We start from the raw sequence: 17,955 nt of genomic DNA on the forward strand, positions 1-17,955 counted from the left end.
AGAAAACAACGTGGCTAGATTGAACGGTTACCCTACAGGGACGTATTTACGGAGTCCTTCACTCTGATAACGCCAGGGATGGCGTGTAGTAGGGCAACGCAGGAGCAGTTGCCGAATGACCTGTCCCGTCTTAAGTTAGTAACCGTCAGGATGTAAAATTGCGAAGAAAAAGATGCTCCTGCCTAAACAGGAGCAGGCGATGGGCCAAAGTGGATTATGATTATTTCAATTTTTTAACCATAACTTGATAAACAGTTGTCGTACCACTTACTTCGTTGCCAACCACCAATAAGGGTTTTTTATTTGGGCTTTTGCCAGCTGGTATAAAAGTCAGACCTTCAGGCCCTAGATCACCCACAGATGGGTTGACGCTGCCATCCGCTAATTGCGCATCAACATTGAAATTACGGTTGTTAATGTAATCAACAAAAGTGACGTTATAAGGATCAGTAACATCATAAATCATAATTCCACCAATCCGCTCCAAGCCGATGAAAGCGAACACTTGGTTGCCGATTGTGCCAAGGACTACACCTTCTGGCTCAGGGCCTTTATCATCAGAACGACTATCGAAAGAACCATTTTCTTCATGGTTACTATTGAACTCACTCTTTAGCCGTTGTTTGGTGATTTTTTCAAAGTCAGCACCGGAATCGAAAACCAATTGACCTCGTGAGTTACGGATTGAAAAAGAACGGGCACCAAAACTGTAAATTTCATCGACATCACCATCGCCGTCAGTATCGCCATTTGCAAGCGTGGTTTTCAAACGGCCTAGATTTTCATCTTTTTGTAACTCCGCCGCATTTGGGAACGCAGTTGGGTCTAAAACTAAATCCTTAACCCGTGCTTCTTCACTATAGCCATCGTAATCGCGGCTATCGCCTTCGTTGGCGGTAACGATGAACGTATCACCCCGATAATTATAGCTGGCGATACCATCAGGCTGGAACATCCCTTTAACCGGCCACTTGGTAATATTAATACGGCTGTCTCGGTCACTGGCATCGATGGCGTTTTTGACTTTACTGTGATCTTTAAAACCCAATGGCTGAATGTCCAAGACCTTCGCCAGATTCACATCGATTAAAGCCAAAGCATTGGCTTCTTGTAAGCTAACCCAGGCGTAACGTGAATTATCAGACAAAGTGATAAATTCAGGTTCAAAATCTTGTGCCGCAGTTGCACCCAGCCCGAAAATACGGACGCCTTTGGCGCGTAGTTCCGCTTCCATGCCATTAAAGGCTTTGAAATCAACTGTACGGACGATAGCATTGGCAACACCTTTAGCTATGTCGATAATACTAACAGAGCCTTCAGGATCAACCGTGTAGTCATCGTTCGGTTCGCCTTCATTAGCGACTAAAACATTACGACCATCAGGAGTGAACGTTAACATATCAGGCAAAGCACCGACTGTTACACTTTTAAGCAAAGATAACGTGGAAGCATCGTAAAATGCCACAACACCTGGGTCTTGTTTATTGACGGCTTCAATAGCTACCGCCACTACACCCTTATTAACAGCCACACTGTTAGCACTAGCCCCCAATGAGGTAGCGTCAATGGTATTTACAAGTACTGGGGTTGATGGCTTACTAATATCTAACACATCAACCGTAGCCGACTGGGCATTTACTTTAAAAACACGTTGAGAACCGGCATCAAAAGCGACAATTTCAGCTGCACCTTCAGCGAATACACCAGTTTGATGTTGCCCAATTACTTCCAAAGAAATCACTGATTCAGCATACACCGAACCATTCATGATTAATCCAAAGGCAAGTGCCATAAGGTTTTTTTTCATATTTATCTCCTAAGCTGACAGTTTATTGAAGTTACAATTTTATGAATCTCATGTTAAAAGTTCATGTCAACTATCGCTGGATATTATTTTGGGTCAAAAAAGGCTACACACTTTAAGTAGGGATAATGTATTCAGGGTGCAGTAAATACATCCTTGTAGGCGTGGTAGCAGTATCCCTGCTGCCAACACTGCATCCTGAATACCACCCTGTCCCGTTTTAAGTTGATAGCCCAAATAGTAACGTTCCGAATTTTGAGCCAAATCAGTATTCAAAAACAAAGGTTGTCGTTTAAGTACGAACTAAACACGTCACTGTTAACCGGCCTGGAAAAGTAATAGCCTTGCCCAAAATCACAGCCCATGTCTTTTAATAAGCGAAATTGCTCTAACGTTTCCACACCTTCAGCAATCACTTTTATGCCCAACTTATGCGCCATTACAATAATGGCCTCGCATAACACACCATCTTCAGACTGACTGTCTAAGTTGCGCACAAACGATTGGTCAATTTTTAAATAATCAATATCGAATTTCTTAAGATACGCTAATGACGAGTAACCGGTACCAAAATCATCTAATGCAACTTGAATATTATGGTCTCGTAAGCTATTGAATTGCTCGATAATCATAGGATTGTTATCCAATAACATACCTTCAGTAATTTCAACGACGATGCTAGTTCCTGATAATGCGTTCGCTTCTAGTTGTGTAGGCCACGAGTCAAAACGCTTGTCGGCATCATAAAATTGTATTGGTGACTTATTAATACTGATTTGAAACTCAGGTTGATAACATTGACGCCAAAATTAGCACTTGGCTAACCGCTTGCTGAAACACCCACTCGCCAATATCAACAATTAACCCGGTTTCTTCAGCTAAAGGAATAAACTCAGCGGGACTGACTGCACCAAATACCGGATGCTGCCAACGCAATAAAATTTCAGCTTTATTGATAAGTCCAGTTTGTAAATTAATAATGGGCTGATAGACCACGCTTAGTTGCTGATGCGTCAGTGCATTATGCAAGTCATTCGCCAAACGCATGCGTTTTTCCGTATGCTGTTGTGTCGTTTGGTTATAAAGACAATAGCGTTTTCGCCCCTGTTTTTTCGCTGAATACATCGCCTGGTCGGCAAATTTGAGCAACTCTTCAGCGTCCTGAGAATGTTCCGGACAATACACAATACCAATGCTTGCCGAGATATAAACCAATTCTTGGTTTAATTTGAACGGATTAGACAATTCACTAATGATGCGTACTGCAATGAGTTCGACTTCTGAAAAATCTTCCAGATTGCTCAATATTATCGTGAACTCGTCGCCGCCTAGACGGGCAACGGTATCCATATTGCGCACGCAAGACTGAATACGCAACGCCGCATCAGTCAAAAGCTGGTCGCCTATGCCATGCCCAAAACTATCGTTAATTTCTTTAAACCGGTCTAAGTCGATAAATAGTAAAGCAAAACGACTTTGCTGGGTTTGCACCTTTTGAATTTCACTAGTCAAGCGCTGATGAAATAGATTTCTATTCGGCAACGTGGTTAACGTGTCAAAGTTAGCCTGTTGCCAAATTAAATTTTCAGCCTTCTTATGCTCGGTAATATCATGAAACAACGCCACCCGCCTATGCACCGAGCCATCAAGATTAAATATCGTATTAATCGTTAAATGCTCGGTTCTTACATCGCCTGATTTATGCCGATTCCAAATTTCACCTTGCCACTTGCCAGAACGCTCAAGAGTACTCTTCATATCATCATAGAATTGACGGTCTTGAAAAACTGAATGCCGCAACGCCAATGTTTTGCCGACCACTTCGTCTTCAGAATAACCGGTTAATTCGGTATAAGCAGGATTAACCGCAAGAATCACATTATTGACGTCGAAAACCAACATCGCCTCGCTACTGTTTTGATACACTAATGCAGCGATACGCATGGCTTCTTCGTTTTTCTTTCTCTCCGAAATATTTTCTATGATAGACCACATGTATTTCTCGCCATCTTTGCCGGTAATCAACACACCGTTAAGCCTGACATCAATCAAAAAACCTTGCTTATGGATAAAGGCTTTTTCATAAGGACCATAGCGATTTTGCGTTTCTAATAACTCTAGTTGTTGTATTTCTTGCAAATCATATTCTTTAGGGGTTAGCTCCCAATAATTTAGTTGTTGCAATTCAGTTAACGTATATCCCAGCATTGATGACAAGGTGGGGTTAGCTTCAACAAAATAACCCTGCATAGTATTACGCGCCATACCTAGTGGCGACATCTCAAACATCGCACGTAGTTTTTCTTCACTCTGGCGTAACTTTTCTACCGTCTGGTCTTTATTGTGCAAAATCAACGCCAGCACCACACCGATAGTAGACATCACTAGCGTATAAAACCAACACGTAATCAGATCATTAGGTCTGGTCAAGTCACCAAAATAACCAACATCGGACAATAACCCTTGTAATCCTTGCAATGTTGAAACTAATAGAACCAACAGAGAACCGTGCCGGCCATAACGAACAGAACTCCAGACTAAAAATAAAAACATCCAAAACTCAGGCACGGTACCGATAACAGCCTGAAACCACTCCAAAAAAATAACTTGACCTAGTAACCAAGCTCCACCAAAGCACGCAAAGGTTTCTACTATTCTGTCACGATTAAACCAATTAGCCGGTCGTTTTCTCCATACCAGCATCAGCGGTGTAATCAGCAAAATGCCTAAGACATCACCTTGCCACCAATTCAACAATTGCTCCACTGATAAAGCAGTGTTTGGCAAGGTAAAAATCCTTAAAGCACTTACGCCAGTAGCTGCACTAATAACCGCGCTTAACGCCGCACTCAAAACTAACAGCAGATAATCGTAAGGGACAATTAGCTCCGTATTAAACCGCTTATTACTTTTTAGTAGGCAATAGCCCGCTAATGCTTCTAACAAATTACCAAACGCAATGGCTATCGAAACCGGCAGATTAACACCACTGAGATACTCGCCTAAAAAAGGCCCCTAGCAAAACTCCGGGCCAGTATTTAAAGCCGCCTAATAGCAATGCCCCTAACGCTAAACCGCTACAAGGCCAAATAATGGAAACAATATCTTTGTTAGAAAATGAATTAATCGCAATAATGGCTAATAGTGCATAACAAATAGCTAAACAAGATAATCTAAAGTAATACAACCAACCGGATACGATCATAGTGCGAACAACAGAAATAAAACAAATGTTAGAATTGGTAAAATTATACGTTCTAATCGTAAACTGAGTGATGGATTATTTGTAATTTTGAATGGAAAAAACAGAACTCCTGCAAAGGAATGTAGGCTAGGCACACTATATTCACTCGCTCCAAGCTCCAGCTCACTGCCCACAGTTAAACCTTGTGGAGTACAAAGCTTGCTTTGTACGGTATCTAAACCTGTGCAAAGCGAGCCTTGAATTAACTGGGGTCGAAGTTAACTATACTGAGGAGTAAGCAAGGCGTGTGATTCTGACTGACCACACATCTTCAGCATAATTGACGCATTTAAAATGCAATGACGGGTGAAAAGGGTTATTCGACCATATAACATAGGTTTTTCGGGCTTTGCGGCGTATTGCTTCGTCTAAGCGCCGATAATTTTCCCAAAAACTGGGCAAAGTTAGCGACTTCATAAATCATCACTGTTTAAGGGTTGTGCCAAGCCCTCTTTAATTTGCTGTTTTGCCAACCGGGCTTTTTGGATTAAGTTATTTTTGCGTATTTGCAAAAGCCTCATCCCAAGACAGCTCATCTTGCAGGTCGGCAACATAAGATTGTAAATGCTCAACGATTTGGTTTTGGGTGGCATCGGGCAATGCCCCCATCATTTTAACTACTGTGGCAATGGCTTCTGATGACATACTCATTTCCTTCTTTTTAGATTCAATTCACGATGACTTGTTTTGGCTGATTGCTTGGTTACCAAGCTTTGAGGAATGCCACCTTCGCTAAAATCATGGCTGCCAATTTCATGCTCATCAGTGTGCATATATTCAATTTTTGCTGCTAATTAGAATGCCGACAAAGTCATGGTAAGGAAGGTTATTTTTTAACACTAAAACAGGTCTGTTTTTAGTTGTTTTTAAATCGCCGAAATAAAAACCACAAAGCACCACGTCAGCCGTATTTACTTCCATATTTCATCTTCCTCTTCACTCAACCATTCTTCAACCGTGTTCGCGCTATGGTTTGAAAAGGCCAAATGTTTCACTGTCATCATTGACGTTTTTTTGTTGGGCGTAACGTTGTTTTAGAAAAAAGAAAAAAAATCATACAGCTCTTGTTGTGCGGGTTCTGGCAAGGTTTGCCAATCTTGTTCGGTGATGGCTTGCATGGTGAGTCTCCTAAAATCACCTGTTCAACGTGCTGTTTGGCTAACGACAATCGGGTGGGAGCTTGCTGTTGCAGGCAATTGATTAGTTTCTTTATTGGCATAACGGTACAGAGTCTTAGGTTCTATATCGACCATGCCGTCTTTAAATTCTAAGCAACCCCAATCCTTATCCAGTCGTGCGCTGCTTAAGTCTGCGACATCCAAATGCTTTTCGAGAAGATGTTGTAAATCGACAACTTTGCATTCGCCATTTTCAAAAGTTAAGCTAAATAAATAATTTTGTTGGTGTTTAAAATCGACTAATTTCATAACTTACTCCAAAGGGGCAATTTTGTGGTGTTTGGCTGTCCCGCATTTCAATGAGCTCTTCTTGATGAGCTTCTGCCCATTCCCTGACCAATTGACGGCATTTTTTAGGCAAGCAGCCGTCAATAATGTTCAGATTCATCAATTCCATGATGGCCTCATAATCGCCGTATTTTATATGAACATGACGGGGCGGATGTTCATTATCTATCAGATACATACGGATAATGATGCCATAGAATCGGCAGATTTCCGGCATGGTTAGCCTCCTAAAATTATCTGTTCAACGTGCTGCTTGGCCTGCTGATTTAATTCGGCGGCGGATTATTGCTGAAAGGCTTTGGCTTGAAAGCGGGGTAATGCTAAATTATGCGCTAAATAATTTGGATTTGTTAGTTGAATCCCCCCGTTATAAATAACCGCTCAACGCAAATCAGCTAGGCTCAAAGTTTCTGCGCGGCAATTTGAATCGTTGTTAAAATCGGTAATTTGCTGTTCTGTAACGAGTTTTTCAAGATGTTACGCAAGGTTTATCGCCGTTAGGCAAATGCGTGACGATACAATTTAGTTGTAACTGGGAGCAGAGACCACTTATTACGTTTCCCACTTTGGGAGAATAGAAGTTTGTTTCTTAGCTTCATTTACACAAAGTGACTTACTTCTACATTCTGTCCCCTGTTGTTTAAAGTCTATCAATTTAGCTTTTCAAACTATGCATCCAGTTAATTAATACATTTCTAGTTATATATTCAAATACATGCAAATACATTGGTAAATCATCACATTTCCATGTTGAACCCAATGAATGCTGCGCTAAACCACCTGGTTTTTCGAAAAAACTCCCGTCAATTTCATCCGGATGTCTACACATTGGTTCAGGAAACGGTAGTCCTTGATGTAGTGATACAGATCGGTAATCATAAATTTTGCTAAGATACCTTTGCATTTTATTTTTTGACCATGTTATACGATAACACTTTGGAAGTGATGTCGCGGGTTGTGGAGGAAGGAATTTGATAACAAATTTAATAAATTTACTAGTTGCTCTTAATGTAGGCGCAATACGTTCTGCTACAAAATCTGTCACATCCTCGCTGCACGAACTGGTTAACTTATCGTACATCTCCCTCTTACATTTCTTTAGTAAGAATATTGGTGAATCCTGATCTTGATACCAACTATTTGCACCTGCTTCTAATGCAGAGACAAACATAACCCAAGAAAGAGCCGGTTCTGACTCAGAGAGCCATAATGCATTTTGATATAACCTTGCAGCTCTAATTAATGCTACAGCTTGATCTGATTGTAACGTAGGAAGAATTTTTAATAGGTCAAGATTTAAGGCGTGACATCCAATGGCTGCTGGAATTTTTAACCTTCTTTTATCAAGCATTAATGGTGGAATATTTTTTAAATGAGAAGGAGCATACGGCCGCCCAAGAGGATCATCATAAGATGAAAATATCCTTGACACATCACCCGCTTTTACACGAATGCCCATAAATAATGAAATTAATGCGGCTATTTCATCTTCTATACCACCGCCATGGTAATTACTGTCATCAGTTTCGCAGCTTGTAGGTACGTCATAGTAACGATAAACTTTTGCTCTTAATATTAACCTTGGTTGTACTACTCCTGCTTCACCCTGAGTAAAAGTATTTATAATCGCATAAGGCCCTAAATCGTTTGCTATTTCATTTGTAATCTTAGCGTCGGTATAGAGAGGAAATTCTAAAATGCAATTCAAATCACAGTCTTGTTCATGCATTTTCCAATTTTTATAACTTGAAGGACCGCTCAGAATACTTTGCTGCATGTTTACCTTTTATATTTGCTTATTTAACTAATGTCTTAACTAAATTAATGAGTTGACATTGTCAATTGTATCAACTAAATCACAGGGAGGGGCATAAGTAATTTTTCTGTTCCAAGTTATTTCTCCATTCCCTAGCCTGACCTTCCCAGAATCACTCAACTGAATGAACTATGGACAGGCTACTTCTATGCTCTCCAACACCAAATTACTCGCCCAATAATTGGATGCGATAGTTGAATATGCGGTTATAAATACCCACTCAACGCCGCAAAATCAGCTAGGCTCAACGTTTCTGCGCGGCAATTGGGATCAATCTTAACAGCTTCGATTTGCTGTTCGGTGATGAGTTTTTTTAAGCTGTTGCGCAAGGTTTTGCGTCGTTGGGCAAAGGCTTCGGTGACGATACGATTGAGTTTAACCGGACTCGCATTAACAGGCGGTTGTTGGTGCGGTATTAAACGTATAATCGCGGAAGTGACTTTAGGGACTGGATGAAAACTTTCGGGTGCGACTAAAAATAAGCAACTGGGCTGGCAGTAATACTGCATCATTACGCTTAGCCGCCCATAATCTTTACTGCCGGGCTCCGCGCAGATACGCTCAACGACTTCGCGTTGCAACATAAAGTGCATATCTTGAAAGCAGGCGCTGTTCGTCAGCAAATGAAACATCAGCGGCGTGGAAATGTTATACGGCAAATTACCAATCACGCGCAGTTTTTCACCGGGTGCGGCTAAACTGGCAAAATCAAAGCGCAACGCATCGGCGCTGTGTATAGTGAGTTGTGGGTAATGCGCTAGCTTTTGCTCTAATAACGCGACTAAATCCCGGTCAAGTTCTACGACCTCTAATTTAAGCCCTTGTTTTAACAGCGGCACCGTTAACGCACCTTGGCCTGGGCCTATTTCTACCCAATGCTCGTTAGGTTGAGCATGAACACTGGCGATGATTTGACTAATCACGCTTTGGTCGTGCAGAAAAATTTTGTCCAAAGCGTTTGCGGGCAATATGACTCATAGCGTGCTTTCCTCTGGGCATAATGTTAACGCCGCTTGCAATGCATAACGCAAGCTGCCTAAATCGGCTTGTCCAGTACCCGCTAAGCTTAGCGCCGTACCATGATCGACCGAGGTGCGAATAATAGGTAAACCTAATGTGATGTTAACCGCTTGACCAAAGCCTTTGTGTTTTAACACCGGTAACCCTTGGTCGTGATACATGGCTAAAACGGCATCCGCTTCAGCTAAATAATGTGGCGTGAATAAGGTATCGGCAGGCAACGGCCCTACTAAATCCATGCCTTGCTGGCGAAAACTGGCGAGTACTGGCTCAATCACATTAAGCTCTTCTCGCCCTAAATGCCCTCCCTCCCCTGCATGGGGATTTAATCCGCATACCAGAATTTTAGGTTTAGCAATGTTAAAACGCTGACGTAATTCGTGTTCTAAGATGCTGATAATCGAACGTAAACGCGTATGGGTAATCGCTGCACTGACCTCAGCCAGTGGTAAATGATTGGTCACTAAGGCCACGCGTAGCCCTGGCGTTGCTAACATCATCACAGGCTGACCACCGGTTATATCGGCAATATATTCAGTATGACCGGTAAATGGGAAACCGGCTTGATTAATCACGCCTTTATGCACGGGGCCCGTGACCATCGCGGCAAAATCGCCGTTCATACAGCCTTTTACCGCTTTGGTAATCGTTTTGAGTACATAACGGCTATTCGCAGGATTTAACTGACCTATTTGACACGGTTCTGTTAATTCCACGGGTAATACGGTTAGATGCCCGGCTGGCACTGGCTGAACAGGCGCGTCTTTATCATACATCTGTAGTGTTAGCGGTAAGTTTAACGTGTTAGCTCGTTGCTGTAATAACTCAGGGCTGGCTATCACCACAATTTGACAAGGCAGTTCGGTTTGCGCGAGTTGTACGCATAAATCTGGGCCTATGCCAGCAGGTTCGCCGGGAGTTAGCGCTATACGAGGAACATTGTTTACACGGGTGAGCATAATAGACCCGATGAGCTAACATTGCCTAATGTATCATGACTGATAGCCGCTTTTACCTGTGCCAGCCGCTGCTCTGATAAACGCGCGACTCGATTAGCGTGTTCACATAACGCGCCCCTAAAACCTAAATAATCCGTCGCTAACGGTAACAATTCAGCAATATCTTCACAGGTTAATGAGCCGGCTAAGCCACACAATAAGCCATTCATTTTTGCTAAACTGACAAACTCCTCAATACGCGGCAACGCCATAACGTTTAACAAAGAACCTTGCGTTTTATCCAACGTATCGAGCATAACGCCTTTAAAACCGGTACTCTGAATGAATTTCAAATGCTCAAAATCAAACTGAGTATCGGCAAATAACACCGCGATTAACGCTTGTCCGGCGCTAAGCTGGCTTAATTCAAGTAAGGTATTCGCAATATCGCCATGCGGGAAAAAACCGATTTTAATATAATCAACCCCAGTTTTACTCAAGCGCTGAACGGCTGGGATAATGCATTCTGGTTGAAAGGGTAAATCACCAATGGTTGCGCTTAATGGCCTTCTGCCTTTACATTCAGCCACAATCGCAGTGATAGTCGCTACATCTAGCGCGCCTAAAGCGCCTTGCTCAGGTTGTTTTAAGTCAATAATATCGGCATAGCGTAACGCTATGCGCGCTTCATCTAATGAATTAACACTGGCTAATAATCGAGTCATGATAATCCTTGTTGTTTAAAGTCTTCGATAGCGGTCATTAGCCATGACCATGCTATCTGCTCGCGTTCCCCGGCGGTTTTTTCCAAGCCTATGCGCAAATAATCTAATTCGGCATTAATTTTAGCTATGGGCAATAAATGTAACCGGCTGACTAAAATCGCCGCTTCTAATACGGCATATTGCGCGCGGTTAAAACCCATAAACGGCGCATGATTAGCGGTATGCACGGCTGTACAATACAGTTTAGGCCGCACGGCATCATCATCAATGTGTGTGAGTTTAACTTCAGTGTGAGCTAACGCATTGGTTAATCGAGGTACGGGAATATGCTCGGCTGGCTGTAAAGGCCAATCGCGCCTACCGGTTAAACAGCCCGCAAATACTCTGACATCATCACAATAATTGAGTACCGCATAAGGATTCTCTAATAAATTAGTCAACGTCGTTGATGGTTTAAACGGCAAAATAATAAACCCTTGCTCATGTACATGCACGCCCATAGGTGCAATATGAGCTAGCCCTTGTGAATTCACTGTCGTGACAATAGTTTCTTGAATCATTATGTATTGAACGTGGTGCCAACCGGCTTAAACGTATGCAAATCAACGTCTGGCTCTGTAGTAACGCGTGCCGCGCAACCCCAGGTTAACGCTTGGTCTTGAGTAAAACGCTTACCTAATAGCCAAGCAATTTCAGCACGCGCTAATTCCACACCTAAATAAAACGCATGTCCACCGTCCTGGCTGACATTGAGCTTTGGATATAACGCGAAAGGCTCGGTGGCACTATAAAAACCATCGCGGTTAAAAATATGCACGCCTTGCTCGCTGATTTGTATACGGTAACTGGGGTCTTTAATTTGCGCCGCTAGCTCTTGAATTTCTGTTTGGCTATAAGGAAAAGGCGCGGTTTCATGCAGGCTTAATAAATCAGGCGAAATATGTTTAGGTATCGTGTCATGCTGGCTGGCTGCGTGCATGATACGCCGTGCTTTATCAGCTTCGGCAATCGCTCTACACGCATGATGACTCACTTCAGTCGCCAAAATATGGTTAATTGATAATTCTGAGCATATACCCAATAGCAACGCATTCATACCCGCCGTATCCGCGTGGGTTAATTCAGTGATATTACCAACACCCATCATGATTTCTATATCAGGATTGCATTCTCTAAGCTGATAATAACGCGTGAGCGAACGGGTAAAGCCAAAATGAATCGGGTCTAAAATAGGGTCGGCAATAAACGGGCGTTGTTTGGCTTGCATAAGCTCAATTACGCGTTGCAGCGACGCTAAGTCTTCGTGTTGTTCAGGAATTAAAATTGGAATAGATGCCACTTCGTCGGCAATCCAGGCGGTCGATTCATGCAGGCTTAACAAATAATCCGCGCCCGCTTTCCCCCCGCGCAACAAATCCTCGGTGTTTAGCGAATCGATACTGACTAAAAAGCCGTGTTGTTTTAAGGCCGCAATCATGTCTTCCATGTGCGCAAACGGCGTACTCGGCAAACAGCCTAAATCAATCACATCCGCGCCATTGCGTTTATAGTATTCAGCTCTAGTCAACGCTTGCTCGATGCTTAACATTGGCGCATCGGTTATTTCAGCAAAGATTTTCACGTGATACGCGCTTAAGTCGTATTGCTTAGCTTTTTTACCAAAATAAACCGGTAAGTCTTTTAACTCTTCAGGCCCTCGCACAACCGGGATATTAAAATGCTGACTTAAAGCTTGAATATCGCCACGACAACGGCCAGGTAACACCATTTTGTCTGCGCCAAACGTATCATGTAACCGCCTAGCCACCATATCGGTCGTCATTAATGCCGCTACTTTTAACCCCAACTGATGCACGGTATAACTAAACTCCGGCTGCATCGCTTGTAAAATCGCGCGCAACTGCTTTTCCGCGAGTTTACCGGTCAAAAATAAAATATGTTCGCTCATGCAAGCGCTGCTAACCGTGCTAACACGGCCGATTTTAGTTGCTCAACATCATCAACGACTGTCGTATAAGTAAAGCTGCGTAATTTATCTGTCGCATCTAAATCCACCGCGCGCGGATACACCATGACTTTACCGCCAGGTGCCGTCGTTTCCATTTCGGCAGCGACATCGCAAGGATAAACAATGCTTGGAACCCGGCATTTTCCCGCTTGGGCATATAAATTCGTCACTAAACTATCGGCAATGCCTAACACGCATTTAGCAACGGTATTTGACGTCGTGGGCGCCATGACCAGAGTATGGTAATAGCCTTTGTAAAAAAGGCCGACAGGCGGCGCAGATGCAGCTTTATCACGATAAACGGAGCAATGTTTACGAATCTCATTTAAATCATGACCGTACATTTTTAAGACTTCTTCACCTGCTTGGCTGATATATAAATCAACGTCTGCCAAACTCAACATAAATGCCAAACATTCAGAAATATAATGCCCTGAGCCTGATATAGCCCAAGCGAGTTTAGGTTTGTGCATGATGGATTAGCTGACGGGGTAGGTATTAACAGATGGGTATAGCGCGAGGAAAAGCGCACATATTATGCAAAGCAGGCAGGACAAACAAGCAGTTTTTACTTTGTCAGATTAACGAATAACCCAATGACAAGCAAACATGTTTTGGACACCAATATCTTGGTGCAAAAACGAAGGGTACGCAAAGCGATACCCTACGCTCGAAGTATAAGCTGTTTAAAACGGCTCTTTAAACGGCCTTAAGTCTAATTCATGCGTCCAAGCACTTTTTATGCTGTTGATGAATAGCCCAATACGTTTCGGCAATCGCCGTTAATTGCATTAAACCCTCTTCCCCTTTGGCTTGCACAAAAGCTGGGAATTGCGTTCTAGCCCTATCACCATCTAACACGCCATCTAAAACCACATGCACCACATGTAAACCTTGTGGCCCAAACTCTCTCGCCAAGCCTTGAGCTAATGCTCTAAGCCCAGCTTTGGCAGAGGCAAAAGCAGTAAATGGCGGTTTAGCTCGCAATGAAGCCGTTGCGCCAGTAAAAAATAAAGAGCCTTGCTGATGAGGCAGCATCGCCGTTATCGCCGCTTGAGCAAAAATGAACGCCGCTAAGGTGTTTTGTTGCCATAATTCGGTAAACCTATCCAAAGTTGTTGCCAAAAAAGGCGCAAAGCCGTTGCTATCGACATTATAAATAGCGATTTCGACTTGGCATTGTTGTTCAGCAACGCGGGCAAACAACTGCTTAACGTCATGCACATTAGTCGCATCGGCAACGACTTCGGTCACGCTACCGTTATGACTCTGAATGACACTGGCAACCTGTTTTAACTTGTCGGCACTGCGCCCAGCTATAAAAACGTGCAAGCCTTGTTGGGCGCAATAATTCGCTAGAGTAGCTCCTAAACCCTGAACCGGTCCTACGCCGATAATAACGGCGGCGCGCTGCCACGGCACTATCGTCCTGCCTCGGTAGCTTCTGGGACAGCAATTAAACTACCGCTTCTTACATCATAAATAAAACCATAAACCGGTATATCACCAGGGACTAACGGATGCGATTTAATTCTCACCACATCTTCTAACACGCTTTGCGCCTGGTCTTTTATCGTCAGCCAGTTAATATATTTACCTTCGGTGCAACCAGGGCCTTCACAGCAATCATGCCAACCTGTTTCATCAACGCTCGCGGTTTTCAAGCTACTGCTTAACAAATCCGCCATAATGTCATTAGTAAAGGTTTCCATACCACAATCGGTGTGGTGAATCACAAACCATTCACGTGTACCCAACAATTTATACGAAATCACTAACGAACGAATCGCATCATCGCTAGCCCTACCCCCGGCATTACGAATCACATGCGCATCACCTTCCGATAAACCTGCAAATTTAGCCGGGTCTAAACGTGCATCCATACAGGTTAACACGGCAAAACGACGCCCTGGCGGCATCGGTAAATCGCCTTTTTCAAAACTCGCCGCATAGTCGCGGTTAGCCATTAATACTTCAGTTAAAACACTCATGATGAACTCCTCGTTATAATTATTTTTTTCTGCCAAAAATTAAGCAAAAGTTATTGGCTGGCATATCAATATGTTCTTTTAATTCCAAACCATGCTTAAGCGCTGCCGCTTCTAAATCAGCCACATCTTTTAAACCCCATTCAGGCACGCCGTAACCGGCTAACGTATCATGGAATTCTTTATTTGACTCGGTCGTAAAATCACCGCGCATTCTAAATGGCCCATAAATCATTAAAAAGCCATCGGATGTGAGTAAATGCTCAGCACACGCCATCATGCCATCAGCAATTGAAATCGGTGCGACTTGAAAAATATTGATACAAAAAATCGCAGAGAACTCATTTTTTTTCTCTAACGTAAACCAGGTGTCTGGGTTGGTTAAGTCCAAATGCACCGGGTCAGCGATATTATCGTTGCTATGATCGACGGCGAGTTTTTTGATATTGTCAAAGACTTCAATATCTTTATCGGTAGGATGAAAATGCAAATGCTCAAAATGTGGCGCAAAGAAATTCACATGCATACCGCTACCGCTGGCAAGCTCCATAACTCGCGCGGGCTGGGCCGGTAATTTCTCTTTCAACACGCCTAAAATAGGCTCTCTATTACGACTACCCGCCCAAGCAACATATTCACTTAATGGATGCGGGTCTAACGGTGGACGCTCTTGACTCATACAATCTCCTATATTTTTAATTATTATTAAGTTCAAGAAGAGTTAGTTGTACGGAATAAAACGCACAATAACCTTAGCTCGTTGTATTCATTGTGATTATTCTTTGAACACACAATGAAATAGCAAAATATGAGCCATAATAATATGTGATTTATTTCCTTGTAATTCAGTCAATTAATAAACCCGCTTTTGCAGAAACTGTGAAATCATGCTTCAATATGTGAAAAAACATTTCACAAGCTATGAGCCAAACCACCTTATCCCAGCTATCACCCATATTCTTTTTACAAACGTTTTATCCTTGAACTGATGCACGCGAGTGAGCAACAAGGACAAAAGCATTGCGAAGAACTCATTGAGCATATTGCCAAAACCGCCGGCTGTTTTTTTGAAGCGGCCTATCGTAACGAAACCCAAAAACCGGGTTTACTCGATAAAAACAGCTATATCGAATTAATCTTAGGATTGAAAAACAACATAGGCGGCAATTTTTCCCTGATACAAAGTGATGAGCAAACCATTACCGTACATAATACCTGTTGCCCGTTTGGCGAAGGTGTTACCAACTTTCCTGAATTATGCCGGATGACCTCCAGCGTATTCGGCGGTATTGCCGCGCGTAATTTTGGTTATGCTAAAGTCGAAATCAAACACAGTATCGCCAAGCAACATGGGCATTGCACGGTATGCGTACATACTCATCGCCAGCATGCCAAAGACTTACCCGGCACAGAATACACTGACACCACGTCGGCCAAAGAAGTCGGTGACATTAATGCGTTACGCTCACAAATCGAAGCGCGTATGCAGCAAATTTGGTATCAACAACAAAAGCCAGCCACGCAAAAACACCCGCCTGCGATTATTGCCAAATCGGCTAATATGCAAAAAATTTTACAATGCATTGAAATCGTCGCCCCCACCTCGGCGACGGTACTCATTCAAGGTCAAACTGGCGTAGGCAAGGAACTCATCGCTAAAGCGATTCACGCGATGAGTGAGCGCAATCAAAAACCGTTTATGGCGATAAACTGCGGCGCAATACCTGAAAGCTTATTAGAAAGTGCGTTATTCGGTCATGAAAAAGGCGCATTTACCGGCGCCATAGAAATCCACCAAGGCTATTTTGAACGCGCTAACGGCGGGACCTTGTTTTTGGATGAAGTCGATTCGTTGTCACCTGCGGCGCAAACTCGGTTATTGCGCGTGATTCAAGAAAGCGAGTTAGAGCGCGTAGGTGGCAAACAAACGTTTTCAGTCGATGTTCGCATCATCTCGGCAACTAATCGAAATTTAGAAGAACTGGTCAAACAACAGCTATTTCGTCATGATTTATTCTATAGAATCAATGTCGTACGATTAATGATACCGCCATTAACCGAACGAGAGGACGATTTGCCCTACTTAGTTCATTTCATTTTGCAACGCTTAAATAAAAAATATAACCGGCAAATTGACTCCGTCAGCCGAGACGTCATGAAACAAATTCGTCATTACTCTTGGCCAGGCAATATCAGAGAATTAGAAAACGTCTTAGAGCGCAGTTTTTTATTCACGCCAGGACGCGAAATTACTCAACTCGATTTAGAACTCAACCAAGAAACCGCCAATCCCCATAACCCGCATTGGCGCGAGTTAAAAGCTCATACCCTAGACGAAGTTGAACGCGCTCATTTAGACGCGCTATTAACACAACACAAAGGCCATATTAAAATTATTGCTGAAAACATGGGCTTAACCACGCGCGCTATCTACGCGAAGTTAAAAAAACACCAGTTAAGCCCTTCTGATTACCGCAAATAACCGCTTGTTTAGCTTAATGACGCTAAGCAATCCAATACACTTTTTCAACTAACGCATTTAATCCGCGCGCTTCAAAGCTGGGATAAGTCGATAACACGTCAGCTTGGGTTAATAACGTCACGGACCTGTGTCGCGCGAATAACTGGAAAATCTCGTCGCTATTGACCGAAAACGGTGGGCCCGCCATAACCTGCTGCTCATACTCAAATACCACTAATAAAATCGGCGCAGACTTTGGAATCACGGCCAGCAAATGTTCGACATAACGCACACGCATATCAGCCGGTAACGCTACTAACGCCGCCCTATCAAAAACCGCCCCGACCTCAACAGGTGGCAATGCAAAAAAAGTCACCTTGCAGTAACGTCCATGCATCGGCTTGATACCGTAACAATGACTCACCCTCAGAAATCTCTGGCGCTAATCCCAATGTAGCAAAAAATCTTCAACTGCTAATGGACTC

At 43.1% G+C, this 17,955-nt stretch carries 20 protein-coding genes and 2 pseudogenes; 1 reads left to right on the top strand and 21 read right to left on the bottom strand.

Features of this window, described 5'->3' with window-relative positions; translation table 11 throughout:
• Nucleotides 1-220: 220 nt before the first annotated feature.
• From VZ94_RS10580 to VZ94_RS10660, 20 genes and pseudogenes are all read right to left on the bottom strand, one after another.
• Nucleotides 221-1,807, bottom strand: a complete 1,587-nt coding sequence (locus VZ94_RS10580) for a choice-of-anchor I family protein (RefSeq protein WP_045779212.1) — start codon at nucleotides 1,805-1,807, stop codon at nucleotides 221-223.
• A 269-nt stretch (nucleotides 1,808-2,076) separates the two neighbouring features.
• Nucleotides 2,077-2,580 carry an EAL domain-containing protein gene (locus tag VZ94_RS30635; protein ID WP_082081554.1) on the bottom strand — a complete coding sequence of 168 codons (504 nt, stop codon included), beginning with the start codon at nucleotides 2,578-2,580 and terminating at the stop codon, nucleotides 2,077-2,079.
• 7 nt (nucleotides 2,581-2,587) lie between these two features.
• Nucleotides 2,588-4,186, bottom strand: a complete 1,599-nt coding sequence (locus VZ94_RS30640) for a sensor domain-containing protein (RefSeq protein ID WP_275575202.1) — start codon at nucleotides 4,184-4,186, stop codon at nucleotides 2,588-2,590.
• Nucleotides 4,163-4,789 (bottom strand): annotated as a pseudogene (locus tag VZ94_RS30645) (MASE1 domain-containing protein); the annotation flags it as partial. The gene VZ94_RS30640 and the pseudogene VZ94_RS30645, both read right to left, overlap by 24 nt.
• Nucleotides 4,785-5,009: an MASE1 domain-containing protein gene (locus VZ94_RS32740; RefSeq protein WP_045779213.1), complete on the bottom strand. Its 225-nt coding sequence runs from the start codon at nucleotides 5,007-5,009 to the stop codon at nucleotides 4,785-4,787. The pseudogene VZ94_RS30645 and the gene VZ94_RS32740, both read right to left, overlap by 5 nt.
• A 261-nt stretch (nucleotides 5,010-5,270) precedes the next feature.
• Nucleotides 5,271-5,465, bottom strand: coding sequence for a hypothetical protein (locus tag VZ94_RS24400; RefSeq protein WP_082081557.1), 195 nt, complete (start codon nucleotides 5,463-5,465; stop codon nucleotides 5,271-5,273).
• Between the two features lie 75 nt (nucleotides 5,466-5,540).
• Complete coding sequence (locus VZ94_RS10595) at nucleotides 5,541-5,693, bottom strand: hypothetical protein (protein WP_204369108.1); 153 nt, start codon at nucleotides 5,691-5,693, stop codon at nucleotides 5,541-5,543.
• Between the two features lie 132 nt (nucleotides 5,694-5,825).
• Nucleotides 5,826-5,969: a hypothetical protein gene (locus VZ94_RS25915; protein WP_157844898.1), complete on the bottom strand. Its 144-nt coding sequence runs from the start codon at nucleotides 5,967-5,969 to the stop codon at nucleotides 5,826-5,828.
• A 221-nt stretch (nucleotides 5,970-6,190) separates the two neighbouring features.
• The gene (locus VZ94_RS10605; protein ID WP_045779214.1) at nucleotides 6,191-6,475 is read right to left on the bottom strand and encodes a DUF2442 domain-containing protein; all 285 of its coding nucleotides are present in this window, start codon (nucleotides 6,473-6,475) and stop codon (nucleotides 6,191-6,193) included.
• Nucleotides 6,456-6,731 (bottom strand): DUF4160 domain-containing protein, encoded by a 276-nt coding sequence (locus tag VZ94_RS10610; protein ID WP_045779215.1) that lies wholly within the window; start codon nucleotides 6,729-6,731, stop codon nucleotides 6,456-6,458. The genes VZ94_RS10605 and VZ94_RS10610 overlap by 20 nt, the downstream gene beginning before the upstream one ends.
• Before the next feature lie 438 nt (nucleotides 6,732-7,169).
• Entirely contained in the window at nucleotides 7,170-8,291 is a 1,122-nt protein-coding gene (locus VZ94_RS10615) for a hypothetical protein (protein WP_045779216.1), read from the bottom strand.
• A 245-nt stretch (nucleotides 8,292-8,536) separates the two neighbouring features.
• A pseudogene (gene rsmA, locus VZ94_RS10620) lies at nucleotides 8,537-9,308 on the bottom strand (16S rRNA (adenine(1518)-N(6)/adenine(1519)-N(6))-dimethyltransferase RsmA).
• The gene (pdxA, locus tag VZ94_RS10625; protein WP_045779217.1) at nucleotides 9,305-10,309 is read right to left on the bottom strand and encodes a 4-hydroxythreonine-4-phosphate dehydrogenase PdxA; all 1,005 of its coding nucleotides are present in this window, start codon (nucleotides 10,307-10,309) and stop codon (nucleotides 9,305-9,307) included. Before pdxA ends, rsmA begins: the two are co-directional and overlap by 4 nt.
• A complete protein-coding gene (locus VZ94_RS10630; protein ID WP_045779218.1) occupies nucleotides 10,294-11,013 on the bottom strand; it encodes a (5-formylfuran-3-yl)methyl phosphate synthase in 720 nt (239 codons plus the stop codon). Before VZ94_RS10630 ends, pdxA begins: the two co-directional genes overlap by 16 nt.
• Nucleotides 11,010-11,573, bottom strand: coding sequence for a DUF447 domain-containing protein (locus VZ94_RS10635; protein ID WP_045779219.1), 564 nt, complete (start codon nucleotides 11,571-11,573; stop codon nucleotides 11,010-11,012). Before VZ94_RS10635 ends, VZ94_RS10630 begins: the two co-directional genes overlap by 4 nt.
• Entirely contained in the window at nucleotides 11,573-12,961 is a 1,389-nt protein-coding gene (locus tag VZ94_RS10640; protein ID WP_045779220.1) for a DUF6513 domain-containing protein, read from the bottom strand. The genes VZ94_RS10635 and VZ94_RS10640 overlap by 1 nt, the downstream gene beginning before the upstream one ends.
• Nucleotides 12,958-13,494 carry a flavoprotein gene (locus VZ94_RS10645; RefSeq protein ID WP_045779221.1) on the bottom strand — a complete coding sequence of 179 codons (537 nt, stop codon included), beginning with the start codon at nucleotides 13,492-13,494 and terminating at the stop codon, nucleotides 12,958-12,960. The genes VZ94_RS10640 and VZ94_RS10645 overlap by 4 nt, the downstream gene beginning before the upstream one ends.
• A 247-nt stretch (nucleotides 13,495-13,741) precedes the next feature.
• Nucleotides 13,742-14,443, bottom strand: coding sequence for an SDR family NAD(P)-dependent oxidoreductase (locus tag VZ94_RS10650; protein ID WP_239649838.1), 702 nt, complete (start codon nucleotides 14,441-14,443; stop codon nucleotides 13,742-13,744).
• Nucleotides 14,443-15,012: a beta-class carbonic anhydrase gene (locus VZ94_RS10655; protein ID WP_045779222.1), complete on the bottom strand. Its 570-nt coding sequence runs from the start codon at nucleotides 15,010-15,012 to the stop codon at nucleotides 14,443-14,445. Before VZ94_RS10655 ends, VZ94_RS10650 begins: the two co-directional genes overlap by 1 nt.
• A gap of 19 nt (nucleotides 15,013-15,031) precedes the next feature.
• Entirely contained in the window at nucleotides 15,032-15,688 is a 657-nt protein-coding gene (locus VZ94_RS10660; protein WP_045779223.1) for a DUF938 domain-containing protein, read from the bottom strand.
• A gap of 309 nt (nucleotides 15,689-15,997) precedes the next feature.
• Here VZ94_RS10660 and VZ94_RS10665 point away from each other — a divergent pair, with 309 nt between their 5' ends.
• Complete coding sequence (locus tag VZ94_RS10665; RefSeq protein ID WP_338040344.1) at nucleotides 15,998-17,491, top strand: sigma 54-interacting transcriptional regulator; 1,494 nt, start codon at nucleotides 15,998-16,000, stop codon at nucleotides 17,489-17,491.
• Between the two features lie 22 nt (nucleotides 17,492-17,513).
• Here the strand turns inward: VZ94_RS10665 and VZ94_RS10670 are convergent, their stop codons facing one another.
• Nucleotides 17,514-17,846 carry a class I SAM-dependent methyltransferase gene (locus VZ94_RS10670; protein ID WP_052700438.1) on the bottom strand — a complete coding sequence of 111 codons (333 nt, stop codon included), beginning with the start codon at nucleotides 17,844-17,846 and terminating at the stop codon, nucleotides 17,514-17,516.
• Nucleotides 17,847-17,955: the final 109 nt, after the last annotated feature.

It is taken from the genome of Methylocucumis oryzae (assembly GCF_000963695.1).
Lineage (GTDB): Bacteria > Pseudomonadota > Gammaproteobacteria > Methylococcales > Methylomonadaceae > Methylovulum > Methylovulum oryzae.

What these genes read in the sequence shown, in the direction of transcription:
- VZ94_RS24400 (WP_082081557.1), bottom strand. Translation starts at nt 5,465, where the DNA reads ATGAAGTCGCTAACTTTGCCCAGTTTTTGGGAAAATTATCGGCGCTTA.
- VZ94_RS10660 (WP_045779223.1), bottom strand. Translation starts at nt 15,688, where the DNA reads ATGAGTCAAGAGCGTCCACCGTTAGACCCGCATCCATTAAGTGAATAT.
- VZ94_RS10615 (WP_045779216.1), bottom strand. Translation starts at nt 8,291, where the DNA reads ATGCAGCAAAGTATTCTGAGCGGTCCTTCAAGTTATAAAAATTGGAAA.
- VZ94_RS10640 (WP_045779220.1), bottom strand. Translation starts at nt 12,961, where the DNA reads ATGAGCGAACATATTTTATTTTTGACCGGTAAACTCGCGGAAAAGCAG.
- VZ94_RS10645 (WP_045779221.1), bottom strand. Translation starts at nt 13,494, where the DNA reads ATGCACAAACCTAAACTCGCTTGGGCTATATCAGGCTCAGGGCATTAT.
- VZ94_RS10665 (WP_338040344.1), top strand. Translation starts at nt 15,998, where the DNA reads ATGCACGCGAGTGAGCAACAAGGACAAAAGCATTGCGAAGAACTCATT.
- VZ94_RS10630 (WP_045779218.1), bottom strand. Translation starts at nt 11,013, where the DNA reads ATGACTCGATTATTAGCCAGTGTTAATTCATTAGATGAAGCGCGCATA.
- pdxA (WP_045779217.1), bottom strand. Translation starts at nt 10,309, where the DNA reads ATGCTCACCCGTGTAAACAATGTTCCTCGTATAGCGCTAACTCCCGGC.
- VZ94_RS10605 (WP_045779214.1), bottom strand. Translation starts at nt 6,475, where the DNA reads ATGAAATTAGTCGATTTTAAACACCAACAAAATTATTTATTTAGCTTA.
- VZ94_RS32740 (WP_045779213.1), bottom strand. Translation starts at nt 5,009, where the DNA reads ATGATCGTATCCGGTTGGTTGTATTACTTTAGATTATCTTGTTTAGCT.
- VZ94_RS10610 (WP_045779215.1), bottom strand. Translation starts at nt 6,731, where the DNA reads ATGCCGGAAATCTGCCGATTCTATGGCATCATTATCCGTATGTATCTG.
- VZ94_RS25915 (WP_157844898.1), bottom strand. Translation starts at nt 5,969, where the DNA reads ATGGAAGTAAATACGGCTGACGTGGTGCTTTGTGGTTTTTATTTCGGC.
- VZ94_RS10595 (WP_204369108.1), bottom strand. Translation starts at nt 5,693, where the DNA reads ATGTCATCAGAAGCCATTGCCACAGTAGTTAAAATGATGGGGGCATTG.
- VZ94_RS10580 (WP_045779212.1), bottom strand. Translation starts at nt 1,807, where the DNA reads ATGAAAAAAAACCTTATGGCACTTGCCTTTGGATTAATCATGAATGGT.
- VZ94_RS10635 (WP_045779219.1), bottom strand. Translation starts at nt 11,573, where the DNA reads ATGATTCAAGAAACTATTGTCACGACAGTGAATTCACAAGGGCTAGCT.
- VZ94_RS30640 (WP_275575202.1), bottom strand. Translation starts at nt 4,186, where the DNA reads ATGTCTACTATCGGTGTGGTGCTGGCGTTGATTTTGCACAATAAAGAC.
- VZ94_RS10655 (WP_045779222.1), bottom strand. Translation starts at nt 15,012, where the DNA reads ATGAGTGTTTTAACTGAAGTATTAATGGCTAACCGCGACTATGCGGCG.